General features: G+C 64.0%; 17 protein-coding genes. 4 read left to right on the plus strand and 13 right to left on the minus strand.

Annotated elements, in window-relative coordinates; translation table 11 throughout:
- Positions 1-477: 477 nt before the first annotated feature.
- Positions 478-1,074 carry a TetR/AcrR family transcriptional regulator gene (locus tag K288_RS0112135; protein WP_027579796.1) on the minus strand — a complete coding sequence of 199 codons (597 nt, stop codon included), beginning with the start codon at positions 1,072-1,074 and terminating at the stop codon, positions 478-480.
- A 114-nt stretch (positions 1,075-1,188) separates the two neighbouring features.
- Between K288_RS0112135 and K288_RS0112140 the strand changes: the two genes are divergently transcribed.
- On the plus strand, positions 1,189-1,833 hold the full coding sequence (locus K288_RS0112140) for a glutathione S-transferase family protein (RefSeq protein WP_027579797.1): 645 nt from the start codon (positions 1,189-1,191) through the stop codon (positions 1,831-1,833).
- 2 nt (positions 1,834-1,835) lie between these two features.
- Here K288_RS0112140 and K288_RS54085 read toward each other — a convergent pair whose 3' ends face one another.
- From K288_RS54085 to K288_RS50505, 8 genes are all read right to left on the minus strand, one after another.
- Positions 1,836-1,997, minus strand: a complete 162-nt coding sequence (locus K288_RS54085; RefSeq protein ID WP_201449670.1) for a hypothetical protein — start codon at positions 1,995-1,997, stop codon at positions 1,836-1,838.
- 92 nt (positions 1,998-2,089) lie between these two features.
- Entirely contained in the window at positions 2,090-3,655 is a 1,566-nt protein-coding gene (locus K288_RS0112150) for a hypothetical protein (RefSeq protein WP_027579798.1), read from the minus strand.
- A gap of 189 nt (positions 3,656-3,844) precedes the next feature.
- Positions 3,845-4,897, minus strand: a complete 1,053-nt coding sequence (locus tag K288_RS0112155) for a hypothetical protein (RefSeq protein WP_043159707.1) — start codon at positions 4,895-4,897, stop codon at positions 3,845-3,847.
- A 231-nt stretch (positions 4,898-5,128) separates the two neighbouring features.
- Positions 5,129-5,626 carry a TPM domain-containing protein gene (locus tag K288_RS0112160; protein WP_027579800.1) on the minus strand — a complete coding sequence of 166 codons (498 nt, stop codon included), beginning with the start codon at positions 5,624-5,626 and terminating at the stop codon, positions 5,129-5,131.
- A gap of 1 nt (position 5,627) precedes the next feature.
- Positions 5,628-6,530 carry a YgcG family protein gene (locus K288_RS0112165; RefSeq protein WP_027579801.1) on the minus strand — a complete coding sequence of 301 codons (903 nt, stop codon included), beginning with the start codon at positions 6,528-6,530 and terminating at the stop codon, positions 5,628-5,630.
- Between the two features lie 21 nt (positions 6,531-6,551).
- A complete protein-coding gene (locus K288_RS0112170; protein WP_027579802.1) occupies positions 6,552-7,160 on the minus strand; it encodes a LemA family protein in 609 nt (202 codons plus the stop codon).
- 249 nt (positions 7,161-7,409) lie between these two features.
- Positions 7,410-9,737, minus strand: coding sequence for a xanthine dehydrogenase family protein molybdopterin-binding subunit (locus K288_RS0112175; RefSeq protein WP_027579803.1), 2,328 nt, complete (start codon positions 9,735-9,737; stop codon positions 7,410-7,412).
- A 206-nt stretch (positions 9,738-9,943) separates the two neighbouring features.
- The gene (locus K288_RS50505) at positions 9,944-10,081 is read right to left on the minus strand and encodes a hypothetical protein (protein ID WP_343207790.1); all 138 of its coding nucleotides are present in this window, start codon (positions 10,079-10,081) and stop codon (positions 9,944-9,946) included.
- 225 nt (positions 10,082-10,306) lie between these two features.
- On the opposite strand from K288_RS50505, the gene ftsH reads away from it, so the two are divergent.
- Positions 10,307-12,148, plus strand: coding sequence for an ATP-dependent zinc metalloprotease FtsH (gene ftsH, locus K288_RS0112185; RefSeq protein WP_027579804.1), 1,842 nt, complete (start codon positions 10,307-10,309; stop codon positions 12,146-12,148).
- Between the two features lie 657 nt (positions 12,149-12,805).
- On the opposite strand, the gene K288_RS0112190 is transcribed toward ftsH, so the two are convergent.
- The 4 genes from K288_RS0112190 to K288_RS0112205 are packed head-to-tail and all read right to left on the minus strand — an operon-like array spanning position 12,806 to position 16,592.
- Positions 12,806-13,681 (minus strand): dihydrodipicolinate synthase family protein, encoded by an 876-nt coding sequence (locus tag K288_RS0112190; protein WP_027579805.1) that lies wholly within the window; start codon positions 13,679-13,681, stop codon positions 12,806-12,808.
- Entirely contained in the window at positions 13,674-14,630 is a 957-nt protein-coding gene (locus K288_RS0112195) for an NAD(P)-dependent oxidoreductase (protein ID WP_027579806.1), read from the minus strand. Before K288_RS0112195 ends, K288_RS0112190 begins: the two co-directional genes overlap by 8 nt.
- An 18-nt stretch (positions 14,631-14,648) precedes the next feature.
- Positions 14,649-16,292, minus strand: a complete 1,644-nt coding sequence (gene pgm, locus K288_RS0112200; RefSeq protein ID WP_027579807.1) for a phosphoglucomutase (alpha-D-glucose-1,6-bisphosphate-dependent) — start codon at positions 16,290-16,292, stop codon at positions 14,649-14,651.
- A 36-nt stretch (positions 16,293-16,328) separates the two neighbouring features.
- Positions 16,329-16,592 (minus strand): EAL domain-containing protein, encoded by a 264-nt coding sequence (locus K288_RS0112205; protein WP_027579808.1) that lies wholly within the window; start codon positions 16,590-16,592, stop codon positions 16,329-16,331.
- A gap of 211 nt (positions 16,593-16,803) precedes the next feature.
- On the opposite strand from K288_RS0112205, the gene K288_RS45325 reads away from it, so the two are divergent.
- Both K288_RS45325 and K288_RS0112215 read left to right on the plus strand, forming a co-directional pair.
- A complete protein-coding gene (locus K288_RS45325) occupies positions 16,804-17,823 on the plus strand; it encodes a glycoside hydrolase family 16 protein (protein ID WP_051334494.1) in 1,020 nt (339 codons plus the stop codon).
- Positions 17,813-19,288, plus strand: coding sequence for a GH1 family beta-glucosidase (locus K288_RS0112215; protein ID WP_027579809.1), 1,476 nt, complete (start codon positions 17,813-17,815; stop codon positions 19,286-19,288). Before K288_RS45325 ends, K288_RS0112215 begins: the two co-directional genes overlap by 11 nt.
- Positions 19,289-19,331 lie beyond the last annotated feature (43 nt).

Genomic DNA, 19,331 nt, shown 5'->3' on the forward strand with positions numbered 1-19,331 from the left:
CAGGTCGACCGCCTGGTCACGGCAGAACGCGGCCAGTTCTGCAAAGCCTGCCGTATCGTTATTGAAGCTCGCAAACCGATGCCCGGGTTCGATGCAGACATCGAGCCGGGCTTTCGAAACGTCCACTCCACAAATCGTCTTCTTCACGGTAACCTGCCTTGTCCATGCGATTGGAACTCAAGCGACTGTTCGGTCGTACGTGACATGGCAAAGATCCCAGAGCTCATCCACGGTTGTGGCCGGAGGGGTAACGGGCGACTTCGCCACGCGCCTTGGCCGGTGGCCACCGGCCAAGGCGCTAAGTCGCTTCCATCGCACAAATCGTGCCCGTGCAGATACAAGGGGTTGTCTCCGCGGGCGACGGTGCCTGTGGAGAGAACCCCTCACCCAAACGAACTTGCGGCCAATGGCTGAGCTGCCCTCTCCCACAAGGGGAGAGGGCGCAATAATTGGCGCCGTCGAAGTAAGCTCGCAGGCTCACTTCTTCCCGATCAACCCCTCGACCAAGTCCAGCAGCGTTGCCCTGGTCTCCTGCCGGAAGCTGCGGCGCGGGATGGCGAGTTGCTGCAACAGGATTCCGATCAGCGTGGACACGAATAGCTCGGCATGCGCGCGCGGGCTCATCGAGCCGGCTGCGCGGAGCGCGAGCTCGGAGCTTTGCCGCCAGGTGTCGAACCATTCGGCCACGATGGGCCGGTAGCGCTCGCTACGCGCGGCGGCGAGGAACACCTCATAGCAGGCAATGTGAATGTCGGGCTGGGTCTTCAATTCCTGCCCGTACCAGCCGACGAGTTCCTCGATCCAGGCTTCGACATCGAACGCCTTGCTTTGCAGGCTGAGCGATAGCGCCTGCAGCCGTCCGACCTCGCGCGTCAATGCGAAGCGCAGCGCAGCGTCGACCAGGATATCGCGCGTGGCAAAATGATGTGTTACGGCGCCGAGCGACATGCCGGCTTCGGTCGCGACCGCGCGATGGGTCACGCGATCGATCCCGGAACGGCCAATGATGCGAAGGGTCGCTTCCATCAGCGGACGCTCGCGTGCAGTTATCTCGTGGTCGGCCTGCTTCGCCAATTTGACTCCCGTTGCATTGCTGCATTGCGCCGCCAACAGAACAAATGTTCTGTTTTTCGGATATTACGTATCGTAACCTGCACTGGCAAGTCGGACACCGAACAGGAGCGCAATATGCCTGCCTACCGGCTACATTACTTCCCGGAGTCGGGGAACAGCTACAAGCTCGCGCTGATGCTGACGTTGTGCGGCGAGACGTTCGAGGGCGTGTGGACCGACTTCGGCGGCGGCGTGACGCGGACCGCCGAATGGCGCGCCAACGTCAACCCGATGGGCGAGATCCCGGTGCTGGAGGAGGACGGCGTGCGGCTGACCCAGACCGCGCCGATCCTGTTGAAACTGGCCGAGCAATATGGCCGGTTCGGCGCCGGCAATGCGCAGGAGCAGTTCGAGCTGCTGCGCTGGCTGTTCTGGGACAATCACAAGCTCACCGGCTACATGGCGACCTACCGCTTCCAGCGGACCTTCATGCCATCATCAAACCCAGACGTGCTGAAGTTTCTGCGCGGCCGGATCGATGACTATCTCGGCATCCTCGAACGGCATCTGCAAGACAAGGCCTTCGTTATCGGCGCGCGGCCCACGGTGACCGATTTCTCGATGATGGCCTACCTGCATTATCCGAGCGACGAGACCGGCTATGAGTTCGCCAAGAGCCATCCGGCCGTTCATGCCTGGCTCGGCCGCATCGCGGCGCTGCCGGGTTGGAAGTCGGCCTACGATCTGTTGCCGGGAAAACGGCTGAAGCATTACGCGTGAGGTCAGCGGCTCAGCCACGCCCAGACGATGCCGGCTGCGATCGCGACGACAATAATGGTGATGGCGATCGCCCAGGTGCTGACGCGGACGGCGCCGATCATCTGCCGTTCGGCCTCGTTCTCGGCGATCTTGCGGTCGCGCTGCTTGTCGTCGGATGCGCTCATGGGCGGCCTCCGCGCGCAGGATAGCACACAACGCGTGACGAGAGTAATTCAGGCTGCCGCTCGCCTCGCCCTGGGGAGAGGTGAGCGCAGCTTTACGGGCTCTTGATGAAGCACATGCCGATGCGCGAGGTCTTGCCGGCAGCCTGGCACGTCAGCCCTTCGGCGCAGGTCCAGTTGCGAAAACTCGGATCGCTGTCGGCGGCTTTCGCACTCTGCTGATAGCAATGGGCGCCCCAGCCGTCCTCATATTCGGTGCCGGCAAGCTCGGTGCTGCCGCGTAGCTGCGGACGGTTGGAGAAGCCGCGGGAGAAATTCGGCTGGCTGCCGTGGGCGAACGCAGCGAGGATGTCGCGGCGGCGGACCTGGTCGCCGAAGAAATGCGGCGAGGCCGGCACCACCGTCGTATTCGACGGCTTGGCCGCCATCCAGTCGACGCCGGGAAAATGGAAGCCGCCGATGCCACGGGTCTGGTGACACCCGGCACAGGTGATATCGTTGAGCCGGCGCTCGAAGCCCGCGACCGAGCGGATGTTCTGCAGCCTGGTGCCGTCTTCCGCCGCCTTCTTGAGCGCGCCGACGACATCATTGTCATCGAATGCAGCCGCGCTGCCTTCACCGTGCATCATGCCATATTCGGGTTGCAGTTCCGAAAAGTCGAACCCGACCGGTGTCGGCGCGATCGCGGCCTTGGCGAGGAATTTCTCCGGGACCAGGATCGTGCCGCGGTCGAGCTCGGCGAAATGCCTGGGATCGAGCAGCCAGCTCTTGAACTCGCGCTTCAGGCTCTCATCGGCAAGGATGCGATCGCGGTCGATCTGGTTCTCCAGCGGCGCTTCCTCGAAGCGCCCGGTGTCGCTGATGTAGTTGAACACTTTCAAGAGATAGTCGGTGCGGAAATCGCGCGTGGGCGATTTCGGCGCATGCGCGATCTGCAGGTTGGTTTCGATCTGCTCGATATTCTGATAGCCGATCAGGTCGAGCGGGCCGTCCTTGCCGGTGAGCTTTTCAAGTCCGCCCTCGCCCGCTGACGAAACGTCACTGATGGCAAGCCAGCGGCGCGCGATCTCTCGGCAACTGATCGTGGCACCGTTTCGATCGCGCGCGCCCTCGCCCTTCGCCTTCAACACCAGATTGAGCGTCATCGGCAGGCGCTGCGAGACCGCGTTCTCGCCGATCACGGGTGCATCCACGCGCGTCAATCGATAGATCAGGCGGATTTCGCCGCAGCTTTCGGGCGAGACGTAAGCGCGGTCCATGCGGTTGACGATGCCGGCCAGCACAAAGCGCGTTGCCGCGGAGTAAAGCTGCGCGCGATCGAACAGCTGGAAGGCGAAGCCATCGCCGACGCCGATGGTTTCGTTCGGAAGATCTCGCTCATGCTTTGAGATGTAACGATCGAACTCTCGATCGAGCGCCGCACGGATCAGCGCCATCGACGGCAGCGCGAACAGTTCGGCATTATCGAGTGGAAGATCCGTCGATCGCTGCGGCGACAGCATGCGGCCGAGGCCGAACCTGCCGCGATCGAGATCACGGAGCACTGATGGGTCAGTAATCGCCGTGCCGCGCTCCAGCGCCTTGTCCTGCGCGGCACGCGCCGCCAAGGCGCCGCACAACACGGCGAGCAGGATCGTGAGGAAGCGCAGCGCACGGCTCATGCCCCACTAACACCGCGCAGCGGGACGTATTCAAGTCAAAAGCCGTTTCACATCGCGGTGAGAAGTTTCACCTCTCGGGGACCCCGTAGCCCGGGTGGAGCGAACGCGCAACCCGGGACATCTGCGTCCCTATTCGCGAGCGGCCCCGGGTTACGCTGACGCTCCACCCGGGCTACGACGCTTTCGAATCTAGCGCGCGACGATCAGGCCCTTGCTGGTGATGACGACCCAGCGGCCGTCCTGGCGGCGGATCGCATCGACGCGGCCGAGGCCGGGAACGGGATCGCCGGCATAGACCTCGTAGAGACCGCGGCGGCCTTCGATCAGCGCGCCGCCGTTGCTGACGTCGCGCAGCACCCAGCCTTCCACCGTCGGCATGCGGCCGATTTCGGGCTTCGGAGCCGCAGCAGCCGCCGTGGTCGCCGGCGGCGTCACGCTGCCGGTCACATCCTTGGCCGCGGCGGGCTGAGCCGCGGCGACCGGGGCCGGCGCGACTGAAGCAGCCTTCAGCTTCTCGACAGTCTCGCTGAGCTTGGCGAGTTTCGCGGCCGGCTCGGCCTGCGCCTTCTCGAGCCTGTCGAGGCGATCATTGGTCCTGTTGGACTGGCTCGTTCCGGTCTTGGAGGCGTGCTCGGTCCCGGCCTTCAGCGCCGCGACATCGGCATCGATGCGCGCGATCGAGGCTTCGAGCGCGGTGTCCTTCGGCGGAACCATTGCTGCTGCCGCCGTAGCGGGCTTCGCGTAATAGCCGAGACCTGCAGTGGCGAGTGCGCCGCCGATGGCGCCTGCCGCGGTCGCGAGCACGACGACCGCTGCCATCGCGGAGAAGCGGCGCTTGCCCGACGATGCCGGCTTCTCATCATTGACGGGCTTTGCGGCCACGCCTTCGTCGTCCCAGATGCGATCGCCGGGCGACATGATCATGAGCTTGCCAGGGGCGCGCGGCGCTTCCGGCGCAGCCGGTTCGATCCGGGTCGGCTCGGCCTTGGGCGGCTCGGCCTTGATCGCTTCGAACCTGGGAGTATCGGATTTCGGCGCCTCAAAGTTCGGTGCCTCCAACTTGGGAGCGTCCGCTTTGGGCGCCGTCTCTTCCGGGCTTGCTGCGATCTCCGGCGCCTTGATGTCGGCCGAAGACGCGGACGCCGACACCGGTTCGCTTGCGGCGGACGGAGCGGCCGGCCCGGCGCCGTTGGCCCCGGCTTCAGCTTGGATCGGGGCGCGCTCTTGCTCACTCACGTGCAAAGTCTCCAGATTTGGTTGACCATTTGGTAACTTTTATTGCTTGCGAAATCGTTACTGGCACGAGGTCTTACCGAAATTTAAGGAACTTTCCGGGCCATCACGACGTGGGTCACAGACTGTGAAGCAGATGACGTCAATTTTGAGGAAGGCCGGATGAACCGAACATGACCGGACGGCGGCGGTATCGAGACGCCGATACGCTTTGTCATTCCGGGTTCGCTTCGCGCCCCGCTATATCACCACCGGCGCATCCGGCAGTTCGTTGGGACCGCGGCCCTGCGTAGGGAAATGCCTGGCGAGTTCGCGTGAGACGGCCTCGATGCCCTTGATCGACCCATGCTCGAAATCGCCGGCACGGAAATCCTCTTCCATGATGCGACAAATAGCCTCCCAGCCTTCCGCTCCCACCTTGGCGTGGATACCGCGATCCGCAACGATCTCGACGTCGCGATCGGCGAGCAGGAGGTAGATCAGGACGCCATTGTTGTGCGCGGTATCCCAGATGCGCAAATGCGCGAACACGTCGAGCGCCCGCTCGCGCGCCAACTGGTTGCGCAACAGCGGCGCGCCGTCGAGCGCGCCTTCAACGACGAAGCGGATCTGGCCGGAATGGGTGGTCTCGCCCGACTTGATCGCCTGTTCGATTGCGCCGAGCACGCGCGGCGAAAACAGGCGCTGCACCCGCCAGCGGTGCTCGACGAGGTGCCTGCCGATGCGCCGGATGTCCATGCTACCAACTCCCCGATGCGCCGCCGCCGCCGAAGCCGCCGCCCCTGCCGCTGAAGCCGCCGTCATCGCGGGAGCCGCGGCCGCCGCCGGGCCAGGAGCCGCCATAGCCGCCGCCATAACCGCCGCCCGGCCAGCCGCCGCGGCGATAACCGCCCGGACCGCCCCAACCCCAACTGCCGGCGAGCAAGGTGACGACAACAGCGATGATCGCAAGCAGCACCGCGGCGCCAAGTGAACCCGCAAGCATCCAGGCGAAGAAGCCGACGATGCCGCCGGTGGCGGCGGCGCCGAGCAGCCGCCCGAGCATCGTGCGCAGAAAAGAGCCCAGCACGAAGATGCCGACAATGACGAAAGGATTGAATGGATCGATCTGGTCGAAGAGGTTAGGCGCCTGCCAATGTTCGGGCTCCGGCGCCGGCAGCTGTTCGCCGTCGACCAGGCCGATCATCCGGTTGATGCTGGCAGCGACACCATCAGCGAAATCGCCGGTCTTGAATTTCGGCGTGATGACCTCGTCGATGATGCGCCTTGTCGTGGCATCCGTAAGCACGCCTTCGAGGCCATAGCCGACCTCGATGCGCAAATGGCGATCATTCTTGGCGATGACGAGCAACGCGCCGTCGTCGATCTTCCTGCGGCCGATCTTCCAGGCTTCCGCGACGCGGATCGAGAACTGCTCGATGGTCTCTTCGCCCGTGGTCGGCACGATCAGCACCGCGATCTGGCTGCCCTTGCGTTTCTCCAGGTCCTCGAGCGTCTGCGTTAGCGAGGCGATGTCGCCCGGCGACAGCGTTCCGGTCGTGTCGACGACACGGCCGGTGAGCGGCGGCACCGCGACTTCGGCGAAGGCTGGAAAAATCCAGCCCAGCAGCAGCGCAAGCAGGATGGCGCGTGCGGCATTCATCGGACAAGTTCGCGCGTTGAATTATTTCGCGGGCGACGGCGACGGGTTGAAGTCGACCTTCGGCGCCACCGAAATCTCCCTCTCGTTCTCGACTGTAAAGTTCGGCTTCTCCTTGTAGCCGAACAGCATCGCGGTGAGGTTGTTCGGGAAGGTGCGGATGCCGACGTTGTATTCCTGCACCGCCTTGATGTAGCGGTTGCGCGCCACCGTGATGCGGTTCTCGGTGCCTTCGAGCTGTGACATCAGATCGCGGAACAGCGCGTCAGACTTGAGCTGTGGATAGTTCTCGGTCACGACCAGAAGCCGTGACAGTGCGCCCGTGAGCTCGCCCTGCGCCTGCGTGAATTTCTGGAACGCGGCAGGATCGTTCAGCACTTCCGGCGTGGCCTGGATGCTGCCGACCTTGGCGCGCGCATTGGTGACGCCGAGCAGCACATCCTTCTCCTGCTGCGCAAAACCCTTCACGCTATTGACGATGTTCGGCACGAGATCGGCGCGACGCTGATACTGGTTGACCACTTCCGACCAGCTCGACTTGACCTGCTCGTCATTGGACTGGATGGCGTTGTAGCCGCAATTGGTGAGGCTCAACGTCGCCAGCGCCGCCAGCACGCTCCAAATTTTCCGCATCGCAATCCTCCCGGTCTGCCTTCGCGCCAGAGTAGCAGATCGGAGACAGCAAACTGCAGTTTTTTCGTCATTCCGGGGCGCATTCCGGAATGACGAGAGGATGACGGGCGCTTTTAGTTCAAATTGGTTCAGGCCACAGCGGCCCCACACGTCATTGCGAGCGCAAGCGAAGCAATCCATGGCGCCACTTGCGGAGACATGGATTGCTTCGTCGCTACGCGCCTCGCAATCACGCGGAGAGAACGGAGCTTAATCCTGCGCGGCCTTCGCGTCCTGGATCGCTTTCCAGATCTTTATCGGCGTCAGCGGGGTGTTGAGCCTGGTGATGCCGAGCTCGCTGAGCGCGTCCATCACGCCGTTGGTGATGCAGGGCGGGCCGCCGATCGCTCCGGACTCGCCGCAGCCCTTGGCGCCCAGCGGATTGGTCTTGCACGGCGCGGACGGATCGAGCGTGACCACGATCGGCGGCACATCGGCCGCGCGCGGCACGCAATAATCCTGATAGGTCGCAGTCAAGAGCTGGCCTTCCTCGCTATAGGCGACGCCCTCATAGAGCGCCTGCCCGATGCCTTGCGCGACGCCGCCGTGAATCTGGCCCGTCACCAGCATCGGGTTGACGGCGACGCCGACGTCGTCGACCGTGGTGTAGCGCACCACGCGTGTGACGCCGGTCTCCGGATCGATCTCGACCTCGCAAATATGCGTGCCGTTCGGCCAGCTCGGGCCGTCGACCTCGCCCTGACTGTCGACCGATAGCCGCGCGCCGTCTTCCTTCTTGGCGATCTCGAACAGGCTGACGCGCTTGTCGGTGCCGACCACGGTTAGGAACCCGTCGCGATACTCGATGTCGTCGGCAGAAGCTTCCAGCAGGTTGGAGGCCTTTTCGCGCGCCTTGTTGATCATGTCGTTGGACGAAACCGCCACGGCGGTGCCGCCGACGAACAGCGAGCGCGAGCCGACGCTGCCGAAGCCGGTGGCCAAATCCGTGTCGCCCTGCACGACATCGATCTTATCAAGGGGAATGCCGAGCGTATCCGAGATCATCTGGGTGTAAGTGGTCTGCAGGCCCTGCCCCATCGCCATGGTGCCGGAATGCAGGATGATGCGGCCCTCCGCGGTCGCATGCAGGCTGACCTTTTCGGTGTGCGCGCGGCCGCCGGTCCACTCGATGTAGCTGGTCAATCCGCGGCCGTAGAGCAGGCCCTTCTTCTTCGCGGCCTTCTTGCGTGCGGTAAAGCCGTTCCAATCGGCGAGATCGGAGGCGCGCTCCAGCATGTGCGCGAAGGCTCCGGAATCATAGACCTGGCCGACCGCATTGGTGTACGGCAGTTGCACCGGCTTGATGTAGTTGACTTTGCGGATCGTGCGCGGGTCCATGCCGATCTGACGCGCCGCGGCGTCGAACAGGCGCTCGACGATGAACACCGCTTCCGGCCGACCCGCGCCGCGATAGGCACCGACTGGCGCGGTGTGGGTCATCACCGACTTCACCTCGAAATGCACCAGCGGCAGATCGTAGACGCCGGTCTGCACGAACGGCCCAAGCACAAGTGGAATGATGTTGCCGGCGCCGGAAGAATAGGCGCCGGTGCCGCCGATCGAGCGCACGCGATAGGCGAGCACGCGGCCCTTGGCGTCGAGCGCGAACTCGCCGGTCGAGGTAAGGTCGCGGCCATGGGTGCCGCCGACGAAATCGTCGGTGCGGTCGCCACGCCAGCGGACCTTTTTGTTCAGCTTGGTGGCGGCATAGGCGACGATGCCGTCTTCCGGATAAAGATTGGTCTTCTGGCCGAAGCCGCCGCCGATATCGCCGACCAGCACGCGCACGCTTTCCTTCGGCCGCTTCAGGATCGCCTCCGCCAGCACGTCGCGGGTCGAACCCGGAGTCTGAGACTGCACATGCAGGATCAGGCGGCCGGTCTTCTTCTCGATCTCGGCAATCGTCGAGCGCGGCTCCATCGCCGACGGTACCAGGCGCTGGCTGACGAGGTCGAGCGAGACCACATGGTCCGCGTTCGCAAAGGCTTCCTCGACCTTGGCGGCATCGCCATAGCTCATCGCGGCGACGATGTTGTCGGGCGCTTCCGGCCACACCGCCGGCGCGCCGGGCTTGATCGCCTCGACCGGATCGACCACCGAGGGCAGCACGTCATAATCGACCACGATCGCTTCGGATGCGGTCTGCGCCAGCACGCGCGAGGTCGCGACCACGACCGCCACCGGCTCGCCGGCAAAGCGCACCATTTCATGCGCGAGCAGCCGGCGCGGCGGCACCGTCATCGGCGAGCCATCGGGCCGCTTGAAGATCGCAAGCGTCGGAATGGTGCCGATATTGTCGGCCAGGAGATCGGCGCCGGTATAGACCGCCTCTACACCCGGCATCTCGGCGGCCGCCTTGGCATCGATCGAAACGATCCGGGCGTGGGCATGCGGGGAGCGCAGCACATGCAGCCACAACGCGCCGTCTTCCGGCTTGTCGTCGATGAACTGTCCCCTCCCGGTGAGCAGTCGCTGGTCTTCCAAACGCTTGACCGGCTGGCCCGCACCGAAACGCAAATTGCCGGGAAGAATGTTCATCAGTCCGTCCTTCAAGTCTTCTTGAGATGGTGCGCGTTTTAGCGGATTTTTGCCGCGAGACAACCGACGGCGGACGAGAGCAGACACGCCATCCCGCCCGCGCATAAGAAGGATGGACGACTAATCGCAGAGCAATGACGGGAATTTTATTGCGTGCGGCCGATATCGACGATGTCGACATTGACATCGCGTCTTCGAGCCACGCTTCAGGCCAAGCCGCACCGGTGGACCGGCTTGCCGTCTGCCGCCGTGATGATGTCGCCGAGATTGCCTGACGCGGAATCGACGCCGCGAATTCCGGCACGCTCTGCCGGAGAACCGGGCGCGGTGCGCATAATGATCACGCCCTCGGTGCCCAACCGCGTGGCAACTGCCTCGTTTGCGGCGACAATGCCGATGCAAGGCGTCGGCGCCCCGGCGCCTTTTGCCGCGCTTAAGGGTTGAAACCGGGCGGAGGCGCGCTAGTTGTTCCATAATGGCAAAGTGTCGGCGGCCCGCTCGGGGGTACGTCCAAGGCCATCGGACCGACGCTTGGAGCGGCCCGTATCGGGGTTGATCGGAGGGCGGTCATGAACAACAAGCTGCGTTTCAATATCGGCTATGCGGTTGCGGCGATATTCGGCATCCTGCTCGTTCAATACGTCTATGTCAGCGCGAGCAAGATCGCCGCGATCCCCTACAGCGAATATCAGCAATTTCTGAAGCAGGGGAAGATCGAGAGCGTCGGCATCTCCGACCGCACGCTGCAAGGCACCCTGAAAGAGCCGCTGCCCGGCGGACAGAAGCAGTTCATCACCACGCGCGTCGATCCGGAGGTCGCGCAAGAGCTCGAGAAATATAACGTCCGCTTCACCGGGCAGATCGAGAGCACGTTGCTGCGCGATCTGCTCTCGTGGATCATGCCGGTGCTGTTGTTCTTCGGCCTGTGGTGGTTCATCGCCAAGCGCGCCGCGCAAGGCGGAGGCTTCGGCGGCGGGCTGATGGCGATCGGCAAGAGCAAGGCCAAGATCTATGTCGAGGCCGATACCGGCGTGAATTTCAGCGATGTCGCCGGTGTCGACGAGGCCAAGGACGAGCTGCGCGAGGTGGTCGACTTCCTGAAGAACCCGACCGAGTATGGCCGGCTCGGCGGGCGCATGCCCAAAGGCGTGCTGCTGGTCGGCCCGCCCGGCACCGGCAAGACGCTGCTCGCCAAGGCGGTTGCCGGCGAGGCCAAGGTGCCGTTCTTCTCGATCTCCGGCTCCGAATTCGTCGAGATGTTCGTCGGCGTCGGTGCCGCGCGCGTGCGCGACCTGTTCCAGCAGGCGCACCAGAAGGCGCCCGCGATCATCTTCATCGACGAGCTCGATGCGCTCGGCCGCGCCCGCGGCATCGGCCCGTTCGCCGGTGGCCATGACGAAAAGGAGCAGACGCTGAACCAGCTCCTGGTCGAGCTCGACGGCTTCGACTCCCGTTCCGGACTCGTGATCCTCGCCGCCACCAACCGGCCGGAAATCCTCGATCCGGCACTGCTCCGCGCCGGCCGCTTCGACCGTCAGGTGCTGGTCGACCGTCCCGACAAGAAGGGACGCATCGACATCCTCAAGGTTCACATCAAGAAGGTGAAGCTTGCGCCCGGCGTCGATCCCGAGGCGGTCGCAGCGCTGACGCCGGGATTCACCGGCGCCGATCTCGCCAACCTCGTCAACGAGGCCGCGCTGCTGGCGACGCGCCGCGGCGGCGACGCCGTCACCATGAGCGACTTCACCAATGCGATCGAGCGCATGGTGGCCGGGCTCGAAAAACGCAACCGGCTGCTCAATCCGAAGGAGCGCGAGATCGTCGCCTATCACGAGATGGGTCACGCGCTGGTGGCGCTGTCGCTGCCGGGCGTCGATCCCGTGCACAAGGTCTCGATCATTCCGCGCGGCGTCGGCGCGCTCGGCTATACCATCCAGCGTCCGATCGAGGACCGCTTCCTGATGACGAAGGAAGAACTGGAGAACAAGATGGCGGTGCTGCTCGGCGGGCGCGTCGCCGAGCTGATCGTGTTCAACCATCTTTCCACAGGTGCGGCCGACGATTTGCGCCGGGTGACCGATATCGCCCGCAGCATGGTGACGCGCTACGGCATGTCGGAAAAGCTCGGCAGCATCGCTTATGACCGCGAGCCCGGCAATTTCCTCGCGGGCGCCGACCGGCCCTACTCCATGCCGGAACGCGACTATGCGGACGAGACCGCGGCCGTAGTCGACCACGAGGTGCGCGACATCGTCGAGCGCGTATTCCAGCGCACCCAGGGCATCCTGAGCGCACGGCGCGCCGTCCTCGACCGCGCGGCGAAGAAGCTCTTGGAGAAGGAGACGCTGGAGCAACGCGATTTGGAAGCGTTGATCCGCGAGACACCGCCAGAGAGACTGCGGGCGGTGTAGACGCCCTTACCTTCTCCCATTGTGGGAGAAGGTGGCGCGCATGCAATGTGCGCCGGATGAGGGGTTGTCTCCGCGGGCGACTGTGCGCGTGGAGAGACCCCCCTCACCCAAATGAGTTCGTGGCTCCCGCCGGCGCAGCCCTCTCCCACAAGGGGAGAGGGCGCAATAACTTGCATCGCAACGACGTCTGAGAGGTGGAATGGGCAAAGCGCAGCGTGCCCACCATCACGAGCTGAGCAAGAAGTGGTGGGCACGGCGCAAGTGCGCCTTTGCCCACCTTACGGTGGCTACCTGCGAACCGTGGAAGTACCGAACGGCGCGTTGCCTGACTGCAGGCGACCGGGCAGAGGCGCCGCGTTTGTCGTGTTGCTCCAGGTGGGAACTGCGGTTGTCGAGCCCACCGACGGCCAATTGTACGATCCCACTGACGGCCCGACGACCGACCCGTAGCCAGCAGTTCCGGCTGTCTGTCCCGCCGTCTGCGCCAGCGCCGCCCCGCTCGAAAGAGCAAGTGCAGTTGCCAGCATGATTGCTGCGATTTTCATGGCTGGTTCCTTTCTAGTTGTATCTCGCACTAGATGTGGGAAGCCAATTAGCTGCTTAAAACGAACGTTTGCGTTACCTTCTTTCAATCCGGCGCGATCGGGAAGCGCTGGTTCAGCTTAACTCCTGCAGCGCGGCTTCCACCGCCTTGCGCTGCTCTTCCGTCAGGGGCGCCTGGGGCGGGATGGGGTCGCCGACGTCATAGCCCTGGATCGAGAGGCCGGCCTTGATGCAGGCGGCGAGGTTGAAGCGGGCGAAGGCCTCGTTGATGCGCCAGAGATTCCGTTGCAGCGTCATCGCCTCGTCCCAGCGCTCGCGGCGGCAGAGATTATAGAGCTCGACGCTCTGCCTAGGGATGATGCAGGCGGGACCGGCCATCCAGCCAAGCCCGCCGATCAGCATCACCGCGGCGGGAATATGGGCGGAGGCCGAGAACACTTTGATGTTGTCGCCGCAGCGGTTCATGATCGAGAGCAGCCGGCCGGTGTTGGTCGAGGCGTCCTTGATGTAGCCGATGCGCGGATGGGCGGCGAGGCGCTCGATGACGTCGAGCGTCAGGTCCGAACGCTGGAATTGCGGGTTGGTGTAGATCACCACGGGAATGTCCACGGCATCAGCGATGGCGCGGAAGTAGGATTCGACCTGTGCATCCGGCAGCGGAAAATACGCTTCGAGGATCGCGAGAATGCCGGCCGCTCCGCGCTTCTGATAGGCCCTCGCCTGCGCGACCGCATCCGCCGTCGAGGTCGAGGCGACGCCGGCAACGACCGGCACGCGTCCATTGGCGGCCTCGATGGTCGTCTGCACCACGTGCGCGCGTTGCGCATTGTTGAGATAGGCGAATTCGCCGGTCGAGCCGAGCGGCGTCAGTCCGTGCACGCCCGCCTTGATCAGATCATCGCACAGCCGGCCCAGCACCTCGCTGCGGATATGGCCCGCGGGATCGAGCGGCGAGACCAGGTAGGGAAAGACGCCGTGGAAATCAGCCATGCTGCAACCTCGTGGACGGCGAGACGTAGTCGGGATCGTGCGCGAAGGGGAGCGCCGTGCCGCGGCGCAGTGCGCCGAGCACTTCGGCAAAATCGGTCCGGGCACGGAAGCCGAGCAAGCGCTCGGCCTTGGCGGGATCGTAAATGCGGCCGATGCTGCGGGGCAAGCGCCAATTCCGCCTGGCGTAGAGCGCGGGCGCCTCAGGGAAATGGCGCGCGATCACGCCCGCGGCGTCCGATTTCAGGGCTTCGACCTCGGCCGGCGCGAAAGGCGGCGGTGCGCTGACGATGAAGATCTCGAAACCTCTGGCCCTGTCCAGCGCAGCCAGATGCGCGTCCGCGGCGTCCTCGACGGTGAGGCGGCGATGCAAAAATTCGTTCGCTTTGAGATTCTCGCCGGAGATTCCCCGCTCGGTGTCGTCCTCCTCCGGAAAGAACCGGCTGGTGCGCAGCACGGCGCAGTTCAGCCCGTGCTCCCGGCTATAGATGCGGCAGAGCCCCTCGGCGGCAAGCTTGGTCACGCCATAGATGTTGCGCGGTTCGAGCGGCCCAGCCGTCTCGTCAAGCCACACCGCAGCATGTCCCTCGCCTTCCCGGATCGCCTGCGAGATCATCAGCGACGTCGTCGAGGTGAAGATGAAGCGGTCATGACGTGCGGCCACCGCCGCCTGTAGCAAATTGAGCGTGCCTGATACGTTGACGTCGACAAAGGCCTGCGGCGAAAAGCGCGCGATATCGGGCTTGTGCAGGGCGCCCGCATGAATCACGGCCTCGATGCCGTAATCCGCGAACACTCGCTCGACGACCGCGCGATCGGCGACCGAGGCGATCACATCAGTCGCTTCGCCCGCGACGATATCGAGGCCGATCACATGATGGCCGGCTTGCCGGAGTCTCGGCGCGAGGAAGCGCCCCAGCCAGCCGGAGGAACCGGTGAGCAGAATACGCATGGCGATGCCGGCAGGTCCCTATCCGAAAACTTTCGCGATCGCTGCCTGCGCATCGCTCTGGATCCGCTTCAGGTGATCCTCGCCGCGGAAGCTTTCGGCGTAGATCTTGTAGACGTCCTCGGTGCCCGACGGCCGCGCCGCGAACCACCCGGACTCGGTCTCGACCTTGATGCCGCCGAACGACTGGTCGTTGCCCGGCGCCTTGGTCCTGACCGCGCGCACCGGCTCGCCGGCGAGCTCCTTCATGTTGAGCTGCTCCGGACCCACGGCCTTGAGCGCGCTCTTCTGCTTCGGCGTCGCCGCGACATCGATGCGCTCATAGAAGGGCACGCCGAGCTCGGCAGTGAGATCGGCGAACAGCTGGCTCGGGTCGCGTCCGGTTTTGGCGATCATTTCCGCGGCAAGCAGGCCCAGGATGATGCCGTCCTTGTCGGTGGTCCAGACCGAGCCGTCGCGCTTCAGGAACGACGCGCCGGCGCTCTCCTCGCCCGCGAAGCCGAACGCGCCGGTGCCGAGCCCTTCGACGAACCATTTGAAGCCGACCGGCGTTTCCACCAGCTTGCGATTCAGCTTCTTCGCGACGCGGTCGATGATCGAGGAGGAGACGATGGTCTTGCCGATCGCGGCGTTCGCGCTCCATTGCGGGCGCTGGCCGAACAGATAGGCGATCGACACCGCAAGGAAGTGGTTGGGGTTCATCAGACCGGCCGAGCGCGTCACGATGCCGTGCCTGTCGGCATCGGTGTCGTTGGCGAACGCGACATCGAACTTCTCGCGCATCTGGATCAGGCTCGCCATCGCGTAAGGCGAGGAGCAATCCATGCGGATCTTGCCGTCCCAATCTGCGGTCATGAAGCGGAAGGTCGGATCGACCGCATCATTCACCACGGTCGCATTGATCCCGTAGCGCTCGATGATCGGCTGCCAGAAATGCACCGCCGCGCCGCCGAGCGGATCGATGCCGATCCTGACGCCGGCGGATTTGACCAGCGCCAGGTCGACCGTGTTGTCGAGATCGGCGACATAGGGCGTGATGTAATCGTAAAGATGTGTCGTCGGCGCCTTGCTCGCACGGTCGTAGGCCATCCGCGTAACGCCCTTCAACCCGGCTTCGAGATAGCGGTTGGCGTTCTTTTCGATAGTGCCGGTGACGTCGGTGTCGGCGGGGCCGCCATGCGGCGGGTTGTATTTGTAGCCACCGTCTTCCGGCGGATTGTGTGACGGCGTGATGACAACACCATCCGCAAGGCCGGAGGTCTTGCCCCTGTTGTGGGTCAGGATCGCGTGCGAGATGACCGGCGTCGGCGTATAGCCGCCGTGCTCGTCGATCATGATCTCGACGCCGTTGGCGGCGAACACCTCGACCGCGCTCGCCAGCGCCGGTTCGGCCAGCGCGTGGGTGTCGATGCCGATGAAAAGCGGCCCGGTCAGTCCGGCTTCGCGGCGATAGTCGCAGATCGCCTGCGTGGTTGCGAGGATATGATCCTCGTTGAACGAATTTCGCAGCGAGGAACCGCGATGGCCGGAGGTTCCGAAGGAAACCCGTTGCGTGGCGTCAGCGGGATCGGGCTTCGATGCAAAATACGCCGTGACGAGCCGCGGGATGTTCGCAAGCGAAGCGGGATCGACCGGCTTGCCTGCTGCAGGATTTTGTGCAGTCACGTGACCTCTCAGGACCAATGCTGTCTTGAGACACCACTATAGGGGTGAGCCGGTTGCAGGCAAAGCGTTATGCGGCGCCAACATCTCGACGATGGTCGCGGCGGAGCCATCCTGCACGATGGTATCGACGAAGAACTTGTCGATCTTCATGGTGTTGACGCCGAGCCGCTTGATCTGGGACAGACCACTGTGGCCGACACCCATCGCGACCTTGAAACCGTGCACCTCGCATCCGGTGATCGCGCCGGTGCGCAGGTCGAAGGTTGGCTGGAAGTATGGCCTGAATTCGTGCTTCGCCAATCCGCGGTCGATATCGGCGATCGGCCCTTCCAGGCGCGCGACCGCCCCGCGTCAACAATAGGCCGAAGGCGAACCCGATTAACGGAACCTCTGCCGCGATCACCGCGGCGTTACATTCCAGCACGATGACGCGTATGCACACCCACACGCGACTTGCCCGGCAGCGGCGCGAAAGGTTAACGTAGATTAACCTACCCGCTGCAGGCTGGAGATGATCGGCGAATTGACCCCGAGAATTCTGCTCGTGATTGGTTATGTCGCCGTGACGGCGCCGGCCCTGGCCGCCCACGACGATCTCGAAGCGGCGTCGGCCGCGCTCACCCTGCAGGTGACCACTGATCCAACGACCACTGCGTGCCGCCGCGTTGAGGATCAGCCGCCCACATCACTTGCCTTCCGATCGCTGCACCGGACCTTCAGCGACGATTTTGACGAACATCCATTGGCGGGCGGGAGGTGGGTGCCGCACTATGCCGGCGGCGCGGCGTGGCCGGAGGCCCGCTATTGGGGCGGCGACGGCTCCGATTTCAAACGCAAGACCAGCGCCAATGGCGAGCAGCAGATCTATGTCGATCCCCGCTATGGCGGCCGGATGAACACCCCGCTGGGGCTTGACCCGTTCAGGGTCCACAATGGCGTGCTGTCGATCGTCGCCAGCCGCACGCCGCCCGATCTGAAGCCGGCGCTGTTCGACAATGAGTACATCTCGGGCATCCTGACGACGCAGGGCAAGTTCTCGCAGAAATACGGCTATTTCGAAATCCGCGCGAAGATGCCGCTGGGCCGCGGCGTGTGGCCGGCGTTCTGGATGCTCGCCGACGACGGCGGCTGGCCCCCGGAAGTCGACGTCGTGGAAGGACGGGGCGAGCGGCCCGGCGACGTCGTGATGACGACGCACTGGCGAATTCCGTCGACACAACGCATCCAGTCCTGCGGATTTGATTTCAACCTGCCCGGCGCGGAATCCGAATTCCATAATTATGGTGTGCTGTGGGAAGAAGATCGGCTGATCTATTTCATCGACCGCAAGCCGGTCTCCGACATCAGGGTGCCCATAGGATACGATGATCCCATGTACATGATCGTCAATCTTGCGATGGGGTCGAAGTTCTTTCTCGGCGTCGGTTTCGTCGATGCCAGTTCGCCCGAAAGCGTCGCCTTCGAGATCGACCGGATCTCGGTCTACCAGATCGATGCCAACCCGACCGGAGTGATGACTGATGTTCGGTAGATTTTCGCGCCGGCACTTCGCCAAGCTTGCGGGCATTTCCGCGCTCGGCATGGCGGCGCCGGCCGCTGCCGCGGAGAGCAACGTGACGCCGGCCGCGGCCGCCGACCCACACGCGCCCGGCCCGTTTCCCGCCGGCTTTGTCTGGGGCACCGCAACGTCATCCTACCAGATCGAGGGCGCGGTGAACGAGGACGGCCGCGGCCGCTCGATCTGGGACACTTTCAGCCACACGCCCGGCAAGATCGAGGACAAGAGCAATGGCGACCGCGCCAATGAGCACTATCACCGCTACAAGGAAGACGTGGCGCTGATCAGGGACCTCGGCGTCAAGGCCTATCGATTCTCCATCGCCTGGCCGCGGGTGTTCCCGGAAGGTGCAGGTGCGCCGAACCCGAAGGGGCTCGACTTCTACAACCGCCTGATCGACGAATTGCTCGCGAACGGCATCGAGCCCTATGCCACGCTCTATCACTGGGACCTGCCGCAGGCGCTGCAGGACCGCATCGGCGGCTGGCAATCGAGCGAGACCTCAAAGGCGTTCGGCGACTACGCGGCCTATATCGCGGAGCACATCACGGACCGGGTGAAGAACATCTTCACCGTCAACGAGGCCGGCAGGTTCGTCAATTTCGGCTATGGCTGGGGCATCGACGCCCCCGGGCTCAAACTGCCGACGGCGCAGTTGAACCAGGTGCGCCATCACGTCGCGCTCGGCCATGGGCTTGCGGTGCAGGCGATCCGCGCCAAGGGACGCTCCGGCACCAGGGTCGGCGTCGCCGAGAATATCGCGGCCTGCGTGCCCGCGATCGCGACGCCGGACAACATCCGCGCCGCCGAAATCGCCACGCGCGAATTGAACGCGGGCTTCCTCGGCGTGATCCTGGAGGGCAAATACACCGAGGGCTTCCTCGAATATGCCGGCGCCGACGCGCCCAAATTCACGCCCGAGGAATTGAAGATCATCGCTTCGGCGACCGATTTCGTCGGGCTCAATATCTATGCACCGCAATTCTACATCACGGCGTCGGACCGCAAGCCACATTTCAACGTGCTGCCGTTTCCGACCTCGTTCCCGCACATGAACTCGGAATGGCTGCGGATCGGTCCGGAAACGATCTATTGGGTACCTCGGCTGGCGGCGAAGATCTGGAATGTCGAGAATATCTATATCAGTGAGAACGGCACCTCGTCAGAGGACAAGCTTACGGCCGATGGCAAAGTCTACGATCTCGACCGCATCATGTACCTGCGCAACTATTTGACGCAGCTCCAGCGCGCGACATCGGAGGGCGTTCCGGTGCGCGGCTATTTCCTCTGGAGCCTGATGGACAATTTCGAGTGGATCTTCGGTTATGAGAAGCGTTTCGGCCTCTATCGCGTGGATTTCGAGACACAGGCGCGCGTGCCGAAACTGAGCGCCACGTTCTATCGCGACGTGGTGGCGAAGAACGCGATCGGGGTGTGAGGCGAGCCTCGGAGCAGGATCGTGTGTCGGATGGCGCGGCGTG

It is taken from the genome of Bradyrhizobium sp. Ai1a-2 (assembly GCF_000426245.1).
Taxonomy (GTDB): domain Bacteria; phylum Pseudomonadota; class Alphaproteobacteria; order Rhizobiales; family Xanthobacteraceae; genus Bradyrhizobium.

Coding starts and splice junctions, on each gene's coding strand:
- K288_RS0112140 (WP_027579797.1), top strand. CDS start 1,189: ATGCCTGCCTACCGGCTACATTACTTCCCGGAGTCGGGGAACAGCTAC.
- K288_RS0112190 (WP_027579805.1), bottom strand. CDS start 13,681: ATGGCTGATTTCCACGGCGTCTTTCCCTACCTGGTCTCGCCGCTCGAT.
- K288_RS0112150 (WP_027579798.1), bottom strand. CDS start 3,655: ATGAGCCGTGCGCTGCGCTTCCTCACGATCCTGCTCGCCGTGTTGTGC.
- K288_RS0112195 (WP_027579806.1), bottom strand. CDS start 14,630: ATGCGTATTCTGCTCACCGGTTCCTCCGGCTGGCTGGGGCGCTTCCTC.
- K288_RS0112215 (WP_027579809.1), top strand. CDS start 17,813: ATGTTCGGTAGATTTTCGCGCCGGCACTTCGCCAAGCTTGCGGGCATT.
- K288_RS0112175 (WP_027579803.1), bottom strand. CDS start 9,737: ATGAACATTCTTCCCGGCAATTTGCGTTTCGGTGCGGGCCAGCCGGTC.
- ftsH (WP_027579804.1), top strand. CDS start 10,307: ATGAACAACAAGCTGCGTTTCAATATCGGCTATGCGGTTGCGGCGATA.
- K288_RS0112170 (WP_027579802.1), bottom strand. CDS start 7,160: ATGCGGAAAATTTGGAGCGTGCTGGCGGCGCTGGCGACGTTGAGCCTC.
- K288_RS0112160 (WP_027579800.1), bottom strand. CDS start 5,626: ATGGACATCCGGCGCATCGGCAGGCACCTCGTCGAGCACCGCTGGCGG.
- K288_RS45325 (WP_051334494.1), top strand. CDS start 16,804: ATGATCGGCGAATTGACCCCGAGAATTCTGCTCGTGATTGGTTATGTC.
- K288_RS0112165 (WP_027579801.1), bottom strand. CDS start 6,530: ATGAATGCCGCACGCGCCATCCTGCTTGCGCTGCTGCTGGGCTGGATT.
- K288_RS54085 (WP_201449670.1), bottom strand. CDS start 1,997: ATGAGCGCATCCGACGACAAGCAGCGCGACCGCAAGATCGCCGAGAAC.